The organism is Microbacterium sp. NPDC091382 (assembly GCF_044757025.1).
Taxonomy (GTDB): Bacteria; Actinomycetota; Actinomycetes; order Actinomycetales; family Microbacteriaceae; genus Microbacterium.
In genome coordinates, this window is record NZ_JBIVUD010000001.1 from 522,472 (window position 1) to 537,594 (window position 15,123).

A 15,123-nucleotide genomic window follows, 5' to 3' on the forward strand; every position below is an offset into this window, starting at 1 on the left:
TCGCATGTTTCACGTGAAACGGACGATCGGTAGGTGGATGCGATGTTTCACGTGAAACGCCACCTACCATCGGTGCCCAACCGTTTCACGTGAAACACGTGTGCTCAGCGCACCGTCGCGCGGATCACCCGAGTCGGCTCGTCGATGACACCCTCACCGACCGGCTCCACGCGGACGTCGGAAAGTCGAAACTTCCGGATCGCCTTGTCTGCAGCAGAGATCTCGTTCGCTGCATTGGCGCCTTTCAGGAGGACGAGCTCACCGCCGTCTCGAACAAGCGGAGCAGTGATGGGAATGAGGGTGCGGAACGCGCTGACCGCTCGAGCCGTCACCGCATCCAGTACGGGACCTTCAGCCCAGTCCTCGCCCCGCGCGCGGACGATCTCGACGTTGTCTAGCCCCAGCTCACCTGCCTGCTCAGTGAGCCACGCGATGCGTCGCTCCATCGGCTCGATGAGCACCCAACGCACGTCCGGCCGCGCGATCGCGAGAACGAGACCGGGAAGTCCGGCGCCCGAACCGATGTCGCCGACACGGGCGCCCGTCGTGAACAGCGGAGCCGCAACGCCGCTGTTCAGAATGTGTCGCGTCCAGATGCGAGGGGGCTCCAGGGGGCCGATGAGCCCCCGCTCCTCACCTTGCGCGATCAGCGCGTCGGTGAAACGGCGAGCGAGGTGCACTCGATCGCCGAAGACGGATGTCGCGGCATCCGGCTCCTGCTCGGGTGTTTCACGTGAAACATCAGCCACGGCGGAGAACCGTGTGCCGGTCTGCACCTTCGCCGTACGACTCGGATACGAGGCCGTGCTCAGCGGCGATGTCGTGCACCAGCTTCCGCTCATAGCTGGACATCGGCGGCAGCGATGCCTGCGAAGCGCCATCGTCCAGGCGCTCGACCGCGCGCTCGACGAGCTTCTGCAGCTGGCCCCGCCGCGCGTCCCGGGATCCACCGACGTCGAGGATCAGTCGCGAGAAGCGTCCGGTCTTCGTCTGCACGGCAATCCGGGTGAGCTCCTGGAGCGCCTGGACCGTGTCGGGGTCGGCGAGCACCGACAGCGCGCCGGCCTGCTCGTTCTCGACCGAGACGTACGCGCGACCGGCGCGCACGTCGAGGGTGAGGTCGCCATCGATGTCCGCGATGTCGAGGATTCCCTCGACGAAGTCGGCCGCGATGTCGCCTTCCTGCTCGAGCTCTTCGACGGTGGGCGCAGGACGGGCGCCGGCGGTGTTGTCAGTAGTGGTCATGATGATCCTCGAGTCCTCGTCAGGACGAGCTGTCCTGCTTGCCCTTCTGAGCCTGCTTCTTGGCGCGGTTCTTTCCCACGGGCTGCTGACGCTTGGGGGCAGCTGCCTTCGCGCGTTCGGTCTCTTCGAGCAGACGCTGCTGCTCGGCCTCGTACTTGGCCATGGGAACGACCTTGCCCGTGGCGTCGAGCGCCTTGCCCTTCTTCGCGAGACGCTCCTCACGTGCCTTCGCGGCCTCCGACCCGGGGGTCGGCAGGTTCCGGATGACGATGAACTGCTGGACCATGGTCCAGATGTTCGACGTGAACCAGTACATGACCACGCCGAGGGGGAAGAACACACCCGAGAAGATGAAGGCGAGGGGGAGGACGTACAGCATGATGCGCTGCATCTGGTACGCCTGCCCGGTCTTGGCCTCGGGCGAGAGGTTCTTCGAGATGATCTGCAGCTGCGTGAAGAACTGCGACAGGATCATCAGGATGACCAGGATCACGAGGATCACGACCGTCGCGCTCTGATTCGTGTTGATCGCGTCGATCATGTTGACGTGGAGCGGAGCGACACCGAAGAGCTCGGCGTTGTAGAACTCGCGCGTCAGGGTGGCATCGAGGAGACCGGTTCCGCCGACTCCCCACTCGGCGTGCCTCTTCACCTCACTCAACGTGTAGAACATGCCGAGGAGGATCGGCATCTGCACGAGCAGCGGTAGACAGCTCGACAGCGGTGTCGTGCCGTGTTTCTTGTACATCGCCATGGTCTCGCGACTCATGGCCTCCCGCGAGAGCTGGTCCCGCTTGCCGCGGTACCGCTCCTGGATCTTGCGCATCTCGGGCGCGAGCTCCATCATCTTCCGCTGGCTCTTGATCTGCCGCACGAAGAGCGGAATCAGCGCCGAGCGCACCACGATGACAAGACCGATGATGGACAAAACCCAGGTCAGACCGGCATCCGGCTGCATCCCGATGGACGTGAACACCCAGTGCCAGAAGACGAGGATCGCCTCGACGACGAACTTGAACGGCCACAGGATGATGCTGAAGAAGTCCGTGCCACCCGGTTTCGGAGTCGTCGGGTTCGGGAGCGGCGGGAGGGTCGCCGCGGCGGCGAAGAGATCCACCAAGGATCAGTCCTTTCTGCGGGGCACGACGTAGCCGTGCGAAGTCAGGTCATGCCGGAAGTGCGAGTGAGCGGGAACGTCATCGATGCCGCCCGCTGCCCACGGGTGGCATCGGGCGAGGCGCACGGCCGCGAGGGCAGACCCTTTGATGACACCGTGCTGTTGCACCGCACCGAGTGCGTAGGCCGAACACGAGGGATAGTACTTGCACACATCGCCGTACACCTGGGAGATCGTGGCCCGGTATCCGTGCAGGAGACCGATCACCGCGTTGCGGGGGAGCAGCAGAAGGGATGCCGGGAGTGCTGCGGCATCCATCACCGCTTCTCCTCGGGTGTACGAGGGGAGAGGTGCCGAACTCACGCGGCGGCCTTCCGCTCGAGGCACCGGACGACCTCGGCGCGCAACGCCGCATAGTCGGCGGACGCCGCGGACGGCAGGACGCGGATCACCACATCGGCACCGGGTCGGACGTCCTCCAGAGCCTCGGCACAGATCGCTTTGAGCCGGCGTCGAACGGTATTGCGCACGACAGCGCCCCCCACGCGCTTGCTCACGATGAAGCCGAAACGTGGGGGGCGTTGCTCAGACGTGCTGACCACATGGGTCACGGTATGCGCTGCTGCACAGCGAGAACCTCCGCGGACGACGGAACGGTAGTCCGCCCCGCGGGTGATGCGATTCCCGCGCGCCAGCACCGTGTGGCGTCAGGCCGAGAGCTCGGTGCGCCCCTTGGAGCGACGAGCCGAGAGGATGGCGCGGCCGGCGCGGGTGCGCATGCGGGCGCGGAAGCCGTGCTTCTTGGCGCGGCGGCGGTTGTTGGGCTGGAACGTGCGCTTGCTCATGAAGATCACTCCGGAAAGGCGGGGTCACCCGAACGCTCGAGACCGGGGACACAGGTACATGGGGGACCCACGCCGAAGAGGCGCAAGTCAACCGACCTAGGATACGTCGAGATTCCTGAAATCCCAAACCCGTCACACCGACCGGCCATTATCCACCGGTCGCCCGAGGCCGCTGGCGACGACACGCGGGCCGGTTCTACAGTGGGTTTTGCCTTGCGCTGCCCAGATGACTAGCGTGATCCGGACACTTATCCACAGGTTGTACACAGTCCCGTACACACCATTGTCCACACCCCGGGAGGGTCATGTCCGAGCACGAACTTCCAGATGTCCCGGTCTGGACCGCTGTGCTCGACGTCCTCGCTCACGACGACCGCGTCACTCCGCAGCTGCACGGGTTCGTGAACCTCGCCGTCGCCCAGGGCGTCATGAGCGGCACCCTCTATCTCGACGTGCCCAACGACCTGACCGCCGGGCAGTTCAACAAGCGTCTGCGCGGGCCGATCATGGAGGCCCTCGCTCAGGTCGACGCCGAGCCGGCTGCGAGCACGTTCCGTGTCGTGGTCAATCCGGAGCTCGGGGACGCCCACCTCACGGCCCCGGTCCCCGTGCAGTCCGCGCTCGCGCCGACGCCGACGGCGCCGACCCGTCCGAACGCCGAGGACTACAGCGAGCAGGCGGCACCGGCATCCCGCAACGACACCCGGCTGAATCCGAAGTACACGTTCGACAACTTCGTCATCGGCCAGTCCAACCGGTTCGCACACGCCGCCGCCGTCGCCGTCGCCGAGGCTCCGGCCAAGGCCTACAACCCGCTGTTCATCTACGGCGACTCGGGACTCGGCAAGACGCACCTCCTGCACGCGATCGGCGATTACGCGATCAACCTCTACACGGGAATCAAGGTCCGATACGTCTCGAGCGAGGAGTTCACGAACGACTTCATCAACTCGATCGTGAACAACCGGGCATCGGCGTTCCAGGCTCGCTACCGCGATGTCGACATCCTCCTCATCGACGACATCCAGTTCCTCCAAGGCCGCGCGGAGACCCAGGAAGCGTTCTTCCACACCTTCAACCAGCTCCACGACCACGACAAGCAGGTCGTGATCACGAGCGACGTGCCGCCGCGTCACCTCACCGGGTTCGAGGACCGGATGCGGAGCCGCTTCGAGTGGGGTCTCATAACCGACGTGCAGGCCCCCGACCTCGAGACGCGCATCGCGATCCTCCGCAAGAAGGCCCAATCGGAGCGACTTCAGGTACCCGACGAGGTTCTCGAGTACATCGCGACGAAGGTGTCGAGCAACATCCGCGAACTCGAGGGCGCGCTCATCCGCGTCTCGGCCTTCGCGAGCCTCAACCGTTCGAACCTCGACATCTCGCTCGCACAGACCGTGCTCCGCGACATCGTGGATCAGGACGACGCCAACGTCATCTCGCCGACCGACATCATCTCCGCGACGGCGCAGTACTTCCGTCTCACGGTCGACGACCTCTACGGATCGAGCCGGTCGCAATCGGTCGCGACCGCTCGGCAGATCGCGATGTACCTCTGCCGCGAACGGACGAGCCTGTCCCTGCCGAAGATCGGACAGCTCTTCGGCAACCGCGACCACACGACGGTCATGTACGCCTACAAGAAGATCAGCGAACTCATGAAGGAGCGCCGCTCGATCTACAACCAGGTGTCGGAGATCACCTCGCAGCTGGGCCGTTCCGGCCGCTGACGCGCGTACACGCCCGACCGGTCGGGCGTACTTGACACGCTCCGGGGCCGACCCCCACAATGCGGTTTCCCACAGTGTGGAAAGCCTGTGGATAACTGTGCGGCGGCGGCCCTCAGATGTGAACGAACGGCGTCGACCTGTGGATGACGGCCTGAACTCGACGCCGTGCGAGTCCGCGTTCTCCCGCGTCTTTCCGCAGCCTGTGCACAAGTTACACGGATGTGGTTCCGGCTCGGCGACTGGGATCCACCGACTTATCCACAGTTTCCACACCTGTTAACAAGAAGACAGAGAACTATCTAAGAGAAATCCGATCCGATCACACCGAGGGGTGGGGTGGACCCCGTGCCGCGTCGCGAAGAGCGCTTCCGGAGCCGCGTCATCTGGGCACTAGCATGAGAGGGCCCATCTCGCCGTCAAGGGAGCATCCGTGAAGTTCCACGTCAACCGCGATGTGTTCAGCGAAGCCGTGTCGTTCGTGGTGAAGCTGCTCCCGCAGCGGAACCCGCAGCCGATCCTGGCCGGTGTGCTCATCGAAGCAACCGACGACGGCCTCTCGCTGGCCGCATTCGACTACGAGGCATCCGCTCGTACGCGCATCGATGCGACCGTCGATGAACCGGGCACGATCCTCGTGCACGGCCGGCTCCTCTCCGAGATCGCCAGCCGCCTGCCGAACGCTCCCATCCAGATCGCGCAGGACGCCGACGGCGAGATCCTCTTGACCTGCGGTTCCGCTCGATTCACGCTCGCGGCCATGCCCGTGGCGGAATACCCCGCGATCCCGGAGGTCTCGGGGGATTCGGGTCTCGTTCCGGGCGACGACTTCTCGACCGCCATCGCGCAGGTCGCGTTCGCAGCGTCCCGCGACGACGTCACGCCCGTCCTCACCGGTGTCCAGCTCGAGGTGACCGGCAACGATCTCAGCCTCGTCGCGACCGACCGCTACCGGGTCGCACTCCGGGAGATCAACTTCGACAGCGGTGCCGTCGCACGCGAAGAGGCGACCACGGCGCTGGTCCCCGCCCGTACCCTCACCGAGGTCGGCAAGACCTTCGCCCACGCCGGCGACATCCAGGTCTCGTTCTCGGGGTCCGGCGATCGCGAGATCATCGCGTTCACCGCCGGCAACAAGACCGTCACGTCGCTCCTCATCAAGGGAAACTTTCCCCCGGTCCGGCGCCTTTTCCCCGCCCAGACCGAGCACTACGCGGTCGTCAACACCGCCGAGCTCGCTGAAGCCGTGCGTCGTGTGTCGCTCGTGCTCGACCGCTCCGCGCCGCTGCGGTTCACGTTCTCGGACGAGGGCGTGTCGATGGATGCCGCCGGCACCGAGCAGGCTCGCGCGACCGAGTCGGTCGACGCGACCCTCGCCGGCGAGGAGGTCACCCTCGGGCTCAACCCGCAGTACCTGCTCGAAGCCCTCGGTGCGGTCAAGAGCGAGTTCACACGCGTGACGTTCACCTCGAGCGAGAACGCGAACAAGCTGAGCCCGGTTCTCATCACTCCGCAGACCTCGGGGACTCCCGAGACGTTCAAGTACCTGCTGCAGCCGAACCTGTTGCTGCGCTGATCCCGTCGGCCGTCCACCTCGAGGCGTGTCGGTGCCTCGAAGGAGGTGATCTGATGATCGTGGAGCATCTGAGTCTCGTCGACTTCCGCAATTACGCGTCGGCCGAGGTGAGTCTCGTCGCCGGTCCGAACGTCTTCGTCGGCCGGAACGGTCAGGGCAAGACGAATCTTGCCGAGGCGATCGGCTATTTCGCCACTCTCGGCTCGCACCGCGTCTCACAGGATGCCCCGATGGTCCGGTACGGGGCGGATGCCGCCTTCGTCCGCGCCCGTCTCGGTTACGGCGACCGTCGCATCCAGCTCGAGGCGCAACTGAATCGGTCCGGATCGAACAAGGCACGCGTGAACGGCTCGTCCGTGCGGACCTCGGAACTCCCGCGCTACGCGCAGGTCGTCCTCTTCGCCCCTGAGGACCTGCAGATCGTGCGCGGTGACCCCTCGTCGCGACGGCGCTTCGCCGATCAACTGCTCGTGCAGCGGTCGCCGCGCATGACCGGAGTGCTCGCCGACTACGACCGTGTGTTGAAACAGCGGACGGCTCTGCTCAAATCCGCGCGCGCTCGGAGCCTCAAAGCTGAACAGCTCACGACCCTCGATGTCTGGGACGACAAGCTCGTCTCCCTCGGCACCGAGATCATCCTCGCCCGTCTGCGGCTCGCGGAGGATCTCGCGCAGCCGATGCGCGACGCGTACGAGGCGATCGCGGGCGCCGATCACGACCCGCAGCTCGAGTGGGTGCTGACAGTGGAGGGCGCCGACCCGGAGGACGACGGTGCGGCGGTCACCCGGGCGGGCTCGGCCATCGGAGCCGACGCCGTCGCGGCGTCCTTCCGCGCCGGTCTCGCCGCGAAGCGCGCGCAGGAACTCGAGCGCGGCGTCACCCTCGTCGGCCCCCACCGCGACGATCTGCTCCTGCGACTGCGGGGCCTTCCGGTGAAGGGATACGCGTCGCACGGCGAGTCGTGGTCGACGGCGCTGTCGCTGAGGTTGTCGTCCGCGCAGCTTCTGCGCGACCAACTGCGCCTGGGTGACCCCATCGTCGTCCTCGACGACGTCTTCGCCGAACTCGATGCCGATCGTCGTGTCCGGCTGGCAGGTGTCGTGGCCGACTTCGAGCAGGTCATCGTGACCGCCGCGGTCGAGGGTGACGTGCCCGAGGCGCTCCGCGTCCGCACCGTCCGGGTCGAGGCGGGCACGATCGTGACGGATGCCGATGTCTGATCTCGCCGGCATCCCCGAAACCGTCGCGACGTATCTGCGCCTGCGTGGCCTCGAGCCCTCCGCGGCGAAGAAGCGCCGTAAGCGACGCCGGAACGACGACGACGAGAATCAGCCGTTCATGTCGGGCCGCGACCCCAAGGGCGTCGGCGATCTGCTCGCGGACCTCACCCGTCAGTCGGGATGGGACGTCCAACTCGCCAAGGAGGACCTCGTCCTCAAGTGGGCCGAGGTGGCCGGCGAGGAGACCGCGCGCCATGCAGACCCGGTGGCGCTGAGCGATGGTGTGCTGACGGTGCAGTGCGACTCGACGGCATGGGCGAAGAACCTGCATCTCATGCGAGCGACGATCGTGACGGAGCTGATCCGCCGCTTCCCCGAGGCCGGGGTGGAATCGGTCCGTTTCGTGGGCCCGGACGTCCCCTCGTGGAAATGGGGCCCCAGAGCCGTTCCAGGGCGCGGCCCTCGCGATACCTACGGCTGAGGCACGTCCCGCACCCTTCGAGAAGCTTTCACGCGCTCACAGCGCCGTTCAGCCGCTCATGAGGCCCCCTTTCCGATAGACTGGGAGGAAGGCCTGAACGATGGATGTGGAGCGCACGAAACCGATGACGTCAGAAACCCCGGACTCCGTTCCCGAAGACCCTGAAACTCCCGTCGAAGCCCGGATTCCCGCCGAGTACGGCGCCTCCGAGATCCAGGTTCTCGAAGGCCTCGAGGCGGTTCGCAAGCGTCCCGGCATGTACATCGGGTCGACCGGTGAGCGCGGCCTCCACCACCTCGTGTACGAGATCGTGGACAACTCCGTCGATGAAGCCCTCGCCGGGTACTGCGACACGATCCATGTGACGATCCTCGAAGACGGTGGTCTCCGCGTCGTCGACAACGGTCGCGGCATCCCCGTCGACCCGCACTCATCCGACCCGAGCAAGTCGACCGTCGAGGTCGTCCTCACCGTGCTCCACGCCGGCGGCAAGTTCGGCGGCGGTGGCTACGCCGTCTCGGGTGGTCTGCACGGCGTCGGATCGTCGGTGGTCAACGCGCTGTCGACCCGCTTCGAGGTCGAGATCGCGCGTCAGGGACACGTGTGGCGTCAGACCTTCGCCGACGGCGGCAAGCCGCAGGCACCTCTGGCCAAGGGCGAGCAGAGCGACGGAACAGGGACGACGATCACGTTCTGGCCCGACGGATCGATCTTCGAGACAACCGAGTTCGACTACAACACGCTGCGGACGCGCTTCCAGCAGACGGCTTTCCTCAACAAGGGGCTTCGCATCACGCTGACCGACGAGCGCCCCGATGCCGTCGACGTCGTCGACCTGCCCGAGGGCGGGTCCGAGACGACTCAGCGCCACGACGACTTCCTGTACGAGCGCGGGCTCGTCGACTACGTCGAGTACCTCAACAAGGTCCGCAAGGCCGAGGTCATCAACGAGGAGATCATCGAGATCGAGTCCGAGGACACGGTCCGTCACATCTCGCTCGAGCTCGCGATGCAGTGGACCTCGGGCTACACCGAGAACGTCTTCACCTTCGCGAACACCATCAACACCCACGAGGGCGGCACGCACGAGGAGGGCTTCCGCGCGGCGATGACGATGTACATCAACCGCTACGCGAAGGAGAAGGGCCTCCTCAAGGACAAGGACGAGAACCTCGCCGGTGAGGACATCCGCGAAGGCCTCACCGCCGTCATCTCGGTGAAGCTGTCCGAACCGCAGTTCGAGGGTCAGACGAAGACCAAGCTCGGCAACACCGAGGCCAAGGCCTTCGTGCAGAAGGTCGTCGGTGATCAGCTCATGGACTGGCTCGACCGCAACCCGCAGCAGGCCAAGCTCATCATCACGAAGGCCATCGAGGCGGCCACCGCGCGCATGGCTGCGCGGAAGGCGCGCGAGACGGCCCGACGCAAGAGCGTCTTCGAGTCGGCATCCATGCCCGAGAAGCTCAAGGACTGCACGAGCAAGGACCCGTCGATCAGCGAGATCTTCCTCGTCGAGGGCGATTCGGCCGGTGGTTCAGCGGTCTCCGGCCGTGACCCCGAGCGGCAGGCGATCCTGTCGCTGCGCGGAAAGATCCTCAACGTCGAGAAGGCGCGGCTCGACCGTGCGCTCGGCAACGCCGAGATCCAGGCGATGATCCAGGCCTTCGGCGCCGGCATCGGTCCGGACTTCGACATCGAGAAGGCGCGCTACCACAAGGTCGTCCTGATGGCCGACGCCGACGTCGACGGCCAGCACATCACGACCCTCCTGCTGACGCTGCTGTTCCGCTACATGCGCGGGCTGGTCGAGGCCGGTTTCGTGTATCTTGCGCAGCCGCCGCTGTACCGACTGAAGTGGTCGAACGCGCCGCACGAGTACGTGTACAGCGACGCCGAGCGCGACGCACTGCTGCGCGAGGGCGCGGCAGCGGGCCGCCGCATCCCGAAGGACAACGGTGTGCAGCGCTACAAGGGTCTCGGCGAGATGAACGCCAAGGAGCTGTGGGAGACGACGATGGACCCCGAGACGCGCACGCTGCGTCAGGTGACCATCGACGACGCCGCCGCGGCCGACGAGATCTTCTCCGTGCTGATGGGCGAGGACGTCGAAGCGCGGCGCGGGTTCATCCAGCGCAACGCCAAGGACGTGCGGTTCCTGGACATCTGAGTCCATCGCATCCGCCCCGGCACTCCGACGACGACGAACGAAGACTGAGAGAACATGGCTGACGAAGAGCGTCCCGACCCGAACGCCGGCTACCAGCACGGCAACATCGACCAGGTCGACCTCCAGGTCGAGATGCAGCGGAGCTACCTCGACTACGCGATGAGCGTGATCGTGGGTCGCGCGCTGCCGCGCGTCGAGGACGGTCTCAAGCCCGTGCACCGCCGCGTGATCTACGGCATGTACGACGGCGGCTACCGTCCCGACAAGAGCTACTCCAAGTGCGCTCGCGTCGTCGGCGAGGTCATGGGCCAGTACCACCCGCACGGCGACAGCGCGATCTACGACGCGCTCGTCCGCCTCGTGCAGCCGTGGTCGCTCCGGTATCCGCTCGCCGACGGCCAGGGCAACTTCGGCTCGCCCGGCAACATGGGTGCCGCCGCTCCCCGGTACACCGAGACGAAGATGGCACAGCTCGCGCTCGAGATGGTGCGCGACATCGACGAGGACACCGTCGACTTCGAGGACAACTACGACGGCCGCACGCGCGAGCCCGTCGTCCTCCCCTCGCGCTTCCCGAACCTGCTGGTCAACGGCTCGGTCGGCATCGCCGTCGGCATGGCGACGAACATCCCGCCGCACAACCTCCGCGAGGTGGCCGACGGTGTGATGTGGGCGCTGCAGAATCCGGATGCCTCCCGCGAAGAGCTCCTCGATGCGCTCATCGAGCGCATTCCCGGCCCCGACTTCCCCACCGGCGCGCAGATCCTCGGCACCAAGGGCATCCGTGAGGCGTACCGCACCGGCCGCGGCTCGATCACGATGCGCGCCGTCGTGAACGTCGAGGAGATCCAGAACCGTACCTGCCTGGTGATCACGGAGCTCCCGTACCAGGTCAACCCCGACAACGTCGCGGCGAAGATCACCGCACTCGTGCGCGAGGGCAAGCTCAGCGGCATCGCCGACATCCGCGACGAGACGAGCGACCGCACGGGTCAGCGCCTCGTCGTGGTCTTGAAGAGGGATGCCGTCGCGAAGGTCGTCCTCAACAACCTGTACAAGCACACCCAGCTGCAGGAGAACTTCGGCGCGAACATGCTCGCGATCGTCGACGGCGTGCCCCGCACGCTGCCGATCGACGGCTTCATCAGCTACTGGCTGACGCACCAGTTCGAGGTCATCGTCCGTCGCACCCGGTACCGCCTGCGCGAGGCCGAGAAGCGGATGCACATCCTCCGCGGCTACCTCAAGGCCCTCGATGCGCTCGACGAGGTCATCGCCCTCATCCGCCGCTCCCCCACGGTCGACGAGGCACGCGAAGGCCTGAAATCGCTCCTCGACGTCGATGACGCGCAGGCCGACGCGATCCTCACGATGCAGCTGCGCCGCCTGGCAGCTCTCGAGCGTCAGAAGATCGTCGACGAGGCGAGCGAGCTCGAGCTGAAGATCGCAGACCTCAACGACATCCTCGTCTCGCGCGATCGTCAGAGCACGATCATCGGCGACGAGCTGGGCGAGATCGTGGCGAAGTTCGGCGATGAGCGCCGCACGCACATCCTGCACGGGTACGACGGCGACATGTCGATGGAGGACCTGATCCCCGAAGAGGAGATCGTCGTCACCGTAACGCGCAACGGTTACGTCAAGCGCACCCGCAGCGACAACTACCGGTCGCAGCACCGCGGCGGCAAGGGCGTCAAGGGCGCGCAGCTGCGCGCCGACGACGTCGTCGAGCACTTCTTCGTCTCGACGACGCACCACTGGCTCCTGTTCTTCACGACCAAGGGTCGCGTCTACCGCGCGAAGGGCTACGAGCTCCCCGAGGGCGGCCGCGACGCCAAGGGTCAGCACGTCGCCAACCTCCTCGCGCTGCAGCCGGGTGAGGATGTCGCGCAGATCCTCGACATCCGCGACTACGCCGCCGCCGAGTACCTCGTGCTCGCCACACGCGACGGCAAGATCAAGAAGACGGCTCTCACCGAGTACGACACGAACCGCCAGGGCGGCATCATCGCGATCCGTCTGCGCGGTCAGGACGAGGAGAACGGCGACGAGCTCGTCAGTGCGATGCTGGTCGACTCGACCGACGACCTGCTGCTCGTGTCGCGCCTCGGTATGTCGCTGCGCTTCACGGCGAGCGACGAGTCCCTGCGCCCGATGGGTCGGTCGACCGAGGGTGTGAAGGGCATGTCGTTCCGCGACGGGGACAGCCTGCTGTCGGCATCCGTCGTCCGTGACGAGGGCTTCGTGTTCGTGGTCACCCAGGGCGGGTACGCCAAGCGCACGGCGGTCGACCAGTACCGGGTGCAGGGCCGCGGCGGTCTGGGCATCAAGGTCGCCAAGCTGCACGATGACCGCGGCGAGCTCGCCGGCGGGCTGATCGTCAGCGCCGACGACGAGGTCCTCGTGGTTCTTGCCAGCGGCAAGGTGGTACGCTCGGCCGTTGCCGAGGTGCCCGCCAAGGGCCGCGACACGATGGGCGTGGTCTTCGCCCGGCCCGACGACGACGACCGGATCCTCGCGATCGCCCGCAACGGTGAACGAGGACTGGCCGAAGCCGCAGCCGATCCTGAAGCCGCCTCGGCTCCTGAGACCACCGAAGAGAGTGACGCATGAGCTCTGTTGCCGACAAACTGGCCAAGAAGTCCTCGAGCCGGACGACCGCCAAGCAGGTCCGCCTCCGTCTCGTCTACGTCGACTTCTGGTCGGCCGTGAAGCTGTCGTTCCTGGCCGCGGTCGCTCTCGCGATCGTGACGGTCGTCTCCACGCTGCTGATCTACCTCGTCATCAGCTCGACGAACCTCATCGGCCAGGTCGACGAGCTGCTCGGGGCCGTCAACGGTGAGAACTCGTTCACGCTCGGATCGGTCATCAACCTCCCCCAGGTCATGGCGTTCGCCGCTGTCGTCGCGATCCTCAACCTCATCGTCGTGACGGTGCTGGGCGCGGTCATGGCCGGCATCTACAACCTCATGGTCAAGGTCACCGGCGGCCTGCTCGTCGGCTTCACCTCGAACTGAGTCGGATGCTGCGGCATCCCGTCACGTGACGGAGGTGCCCAACAGGAATCCGAGCCCCCAGGTCGCGGCGAGGGCGAGTGCCCCGCCGACGACCAGGCGGACGACGGCGCGACGCTTACCGGCGCCGCCGAGGCGGGCGGAGATCGTGCCGGTCAGGGCGAGCGCGATGAGCACGGCGACGAACGTGGTCGGCACGCGCCACTCCGCCGGCGGGAGCATGATCGCGAGGAACGGCAGGAGCGCGCCGAGTGTGAAGGCGATCGCCGACGAGAGGGCGGCCTGCCACGGGCTCGTGAGGTCGTCCGGGTCGATGCCGAGTTCGATGTCGAGGTGAGCGCCCAGCGCGTCGTGCGCGGTGAGCTCCTCTGCGACCGTGCGCGCGGTCTCCTCTGACAGGCCCTTCTCGCGGTAGAGCTCGGCGAGCTCGGCGAGTTCCTGCTCGGGCATCTCGGCGAGCTCGCGCTTCTCCTTCTCGATGAGGGCGCGTTCGGTGTCGCGCTGGCTGCTCACCGAGACGTACTCGCCCAGGGCCATCGAGATGGCCCCGCCGACGAGTGCTGCGGAGGACGCCGTGACGATGGGGCCGAGGTCGGTCGTCGCGCCCGCGACACCGACCGCGACGGCCGCGACCGAGACGATCCCGTCGTTCGCGCCGAGTACGCCGGCGCGAAGCCAGTTCAGTCGCTGCCCGAGGCCGGCGCCCTGCGGTTCGGTGTGCGTGGTCGTGCTCATGAGCCCAGTGAAGCAGAACGACGGGATGCCGCAGCTCATCTGTCGCGCGGATTCGTCAAACAGCGCCATCGTCGGGTAAAGTCTTGGAGGTTGCAGGCGTGAGTCGGCAACGACGGGGCTATAGCTCAGGCGGTTAGAGCGCTTCACTGATAATGAAGAGGTCCCAGGTTCAAGTCCTGGTAGCCCCACCGTCACCGCACCGGGGGCCTTAGCTCAGTTGGTAGAGCGCCTGCTTTGCAAGCAGGATGTCAGGAGTTCGAATCTCCTAGGCTCCACAGTCAGAAAGCCGGAATCCGCATCGGATCCCGGCTTTCTCCTCTTCTGGCGTCGTCTTCAGGTCATCTTGCGCGAATCTTGAGGCAGCGTTGCGCTTCGCTTGCGCTCGGTTGAGCACGATGATGGTGTCGCCGATGGCGCCGATGACCCGCAGCTTCGGTCCAGCGATGAGCAGGAGTCCCGCGTGGGTAGCGGGATCTTTGGGGTCATGCTCGCGACATCGGCCTGGGACGCATGGTTGGGGATCCTGCGTCCCAGGCGGTCGCCTTCCGGGATCGTCGATCCTCTAGGGTGAACGCGTGGACATCCGCGTTGCTGCGTACGCCGTCATCATCGACGAGGACCGCATCCTGCTGGCCCATTGGAACAGCCCCACGCGACCCGCGTGGACGATGCCGGGCGGCGGTCTGGATCCCGGTGAGGACCCGATGGATGCCGCGGTCCGAGAGGTCCTCGAGGAGACGGGGTTCCACGTGGAACTCGACGGCATCCTCGGCACCGACTCGCAGGTGATCGCCGAGAAGGACAGGTTCCACGGCAGCGGGCCGATCCAGGCTCTCCGCATCGTCTATCGGGCGCACGTCGTCGGCGGCGAGCTCCGCAACGAGGAGGACGGCTCCACGGACGAGGCGGCCTGGTTCCCGATCAGCGATGTCCCGTCGCTCACCCGCGTCGGGCTGGTCGACACGGCGATGCGGATGGCGGGGCTCCCCGCCTGAG

Annotated in this window: 15 protein-coding genes and 2 tRNA genes; 10 read left to right on the top strand and 7 right to left on the bottom strand. The window is 66.3% G+C overall.

Annotated features, from left to right (window positions below; genetic code table 11):
- Positions 1–104: 104 nt before the first annotated feature.
- From rsmG to rpmH, 6 genes are read right to left on the bottom strand one after another with little or no spacing between them, the layout of a single operon-like run.
- A complete protein-coding gene (rsmG, locus tag ACIQLK_RS02580) occupies positions 105–749 on the bottom strand; it encodes a 16S rRNA (guanine(527)-N(7))-methyltransferase RsmG (RefSeq protein WP_400362711.1) in 645 nt (214 codons plus the stop codon).
- Positions 742–1,245: a protein jag gene (locus tag ACIQLK_RS02585; RefSeq protein ID WP_400362713.1), complete on the bottom strand. Its 504-nt coding sequence runs from the start codon at positions 1,243–1,245 to the stop codon at positions 742–744. The genes rsmG and ACIQLK_RS02585 overlap by 8 nt, the downstream gene beginning before the upstream one ends.
- A 19-nt stretch (positions 1,246–1,264) precedes the next feature.
- Positions 1,265–2,362 (bottom strand): membrane protein insertase YidC, encoded by a 1,098-nt coding sequence (gene yidC, locus ACIQLK_RS02590; RefSeq protein WP_400363852.1) that lies wholly within the window; start codon positions 2,360–2,362, stop codon positions 1,265–1,267.
- 6 nt (positions 2,363–2,368) lie between these two features.
- Positions 2,369–2,680, bottom strand: coding sequence for a membrane protein insertion efficiency factor YidD (yidD, locus tag ACIQLK_RS02595; RefSeq protein WP_400363853.1), 312 nt, complete (start codon positions 2,678–2,680; stop codon positions 2,369–2,371).
- A 41-nt stretch (positions 2,681–2,721) separates the two neighbouring features.
- Positions 2,722–3,060 (bottom strand): ribonuclease P protein component, encoded by a 339-nt coding sequence (gene rnpA, locus ACIQLK_RS02600; RefSeq protein ID WP_400362715.1) that lies wholly within the window; start codon positions 3,058–3,060, stop codon positions 2,722–2,724.
- A 9-nt stretch (positions 3,061–3,069) separates the two neighbouring features.
- Entirely contained in the window at positions 3,070–3,207 is a 138-nt protein-coding gene (rpmH, locus tag ACIQLK_RS02605; protein WP_064002918.1) for a 50S ribosomal protein L34, read from the bottom strand.
- 305 nt (positions 3,208–3,512) lie between these two features.
- Here rpmH and dnaA point away from each other — a divergent pair, with 305 nt between their 5' ends.
- From dnaA to ACIQLK_RS02640, 7 genes are all read left to right on the top strand, one after another.
- A complete protein-coding gene (dnaA, locus tag ACIQLK_RS02610; protein WP_400362718.1) occupies positions 3,513–4,937 on the top strand; it encodes a chromosomal replication initiator protein DnaA in 1,425 nt (474 codons plus the stop codon).
- Positions 4,938–5,367: 430 nt separating this feature from the next.
- Complete coding sequence (gene dnaN, locus ACIQLK_RS02615; protein ID WP_400362719.1) at positions 5,368–6,510, top strand: DNA polymerase III subunit beta; 1,143 nt, start codon at positions 5,368–5,370, stop codon at positions 6,508–6,510.
- 53 nt (positions 6,511–6,563) lie between these two features.
- Positions 6,564–7,730, top strand: a complete 1,167-nt coding sequence (gene recF / locus ACIQLK_RS02620) for a DNA replication/repair protein RecF (RefSeq protein WP_400362721.1) — start codon at positions 6,564–6,566, stop codon at positions 7,728–7,730.
- Positions 7,717–8,211 carry a DUF721 domain-containing protein gene (locus tag ACIQLK_RS02625; protein ID WP_400362723.1) on the top strand — a complete coding sequence of 165 codons (495 nt, stop codon included), beginning with the start codon at positions 7,717–7,719 and terminating at the stop codon, positions 8,209–8,211. The genes recF and ACIQLK_RS02625 overlap by 14 nt, the downstream gene beginning before the upstream one ends.
- 124 nt (positions 8,212–8,335) lie before the next feature.
- Positions 8,336–10,378 (top strand): DNA topoisomerase (ATP-hydrolyzing) subunit B, encoded by a 2,043-nt coding sequence (gene gyrB / locus ACIQLK_RS02630; RefSeq protein ID WP_400362725.1) that lies wholly within the window; start codon positions 8,336–8,338, stop codon positions 10,376–10,378.
- A 54-nt stretch (positions 10,379–10,432) separates the two neighbouring features.
- Positions 10,433–12,991 carry a DNA gyrase subunit A gene (gene gyrA, locus ACIQLK_RS02635; RefSeq protein WP_400362726.1) on the top strand — a complete coding sequence of 853 codons (2,559 nt, stop codon included), beginning with the start codon at positions 10,433–10,435 and terminating at the stop codon, positions 12,989–12,991.
- A complete protein-coding gene (locus ACIQLK_RS02640) occupies positions 12,988–13,395 on the top strand; it encodes a DUF3566 domain-containing protein (RefSeq protein ID WP_065572012.1) in 408 nt (135 codons plus the stop codon). Before gyrA ends, ACIQLK_RS02640 begins: the two co-directional genes overlap by 4 nt.
- 21 nt (positions 13,396–13,416) lie before the next feature.
- Here the strand turns inward: ACIQLK_RS02640 and ACIQLK_RS02645 are convergent, their stop codons facing one another.
- The gene (locus ACIQLK_RS02645; RefSeq protein ID WP_400362728.1) at positions 13,417–14,127 is read right to left on the bottom strand and encodes a VIT family protein; all 711 of its coding nucleotides are present in this window, start codon (positions 14,125–14,127) and stop codon (positions 13,417–13,419) included.
- Between the two features lie 114 nt (positions 14,128–14,241).
- On the opposite strand from ACIQLK_RS02645, the gene ACIQLK_RS02650 reads away from it, so the two are divergent.
- From ACIQLK_RS02650 to ACIQLK_RS02660, 3 genes are all read left to right on the top strand, one after another.
- Positions 14,242–14,315, top strand: a tRNA-Ile gene (locus ACIQLK_RS02650).
- Positions 14,316–14,329: 14 nt separating this feature from the next.
- Positions 14,330–14,402, top strand: a tRNA-Ala gene (locus ACIQLK_RS02655).
- Positions 14,403–14,702: 300 nt separating this feature from the next.
- Complete coding sequence (locus ACIQLK_RS02660) at positions 14,703–15,122, top strand: NUDIX hydrolase (RefSeq protein WP_400362730.1); 420 nt, start codon at positions 14,703–14,705, stop codon at positions 15,120–15,122.
- The last annotated feature ends 1 nt before the right edge of the window (position 15,123 follow it).

What these genes read in the sequence shown, in the direction of transcription:
- gyrA (WP_400362726.1), top strand. Translation starts at nt 10,433, where the DNA reads ATGGCTGACGAAGAGCGTCCCGACCCGAACGCCGGCTACCAGCACGGC.
- rpmH (WP_064002918.1), bottom strand. Translation starts at nt 3,207, where the DNA reads ATGAGCAAGCGCACGTTCCAGCCCAACAACCGCCGCCGCGCCAAGAAG.
- ACIQLK_RS02585 (WP_400362713.1), bottom strand. Translation starts at nt 1,245, where the DNA reads ATGACCACTACTGACAACACCGCCGGCGCCCGTCCTGCGCCCACCGTC.
- ACIQLK_RS02625 (WP_400362723.1), top strand. Translation starts at nt 7,717, where the DNA reads ATGCCGATGTCTGATCTCGCCGGCATCCCCGAAACCGTCGCGACGTAT.
- gyrB (WP_400362725.1), top strand. Translation starts at nt 8,336, where the DNA reads ATGACGTCAGAAACCCCGGACTCCGTTCCCGAAGACCCTGAAACTCCC.
- ACIQLK_RS02645 (WP_400362728.1), bottom strand. Translation starts at nt 14,127, where the DNA reads ATGAGCACGACCACGCACACCGAACCGCAGGGCGCCGGCCTCGGGCAG.
- ACIQLK_RS02640 (WP_065572012.1), top strand. Translation starts at nt 12,988, where the DNA reads ATGAGCTCTGTTGCCGACAAACTGGCCAAGAAGTCCTCGAGCCGGACG.
- dnaA (WP_400362718.1), top strand. Translation starts at nt 3,513, where the DNA reads ATGTCCGAGCACGAACTTCCAGATGTCCCGGTCTGGACCGCTGTGCTC.
- recF (WP_400362721.1), top strand. Translation starts at nt 6,564, where the DNA reads ATGATCGTGGAGCATCTGAGTCTCGTCGACTTCCGCAATTACGCGTCG.
- yidD (WP_400363853.1), bottom strand. Translation starts at nt 2,680, where the DNA reads ATGGATGCCGCAGCACTCCCGGCATCCCTTCTGCTGCTCCCCCGCAAC.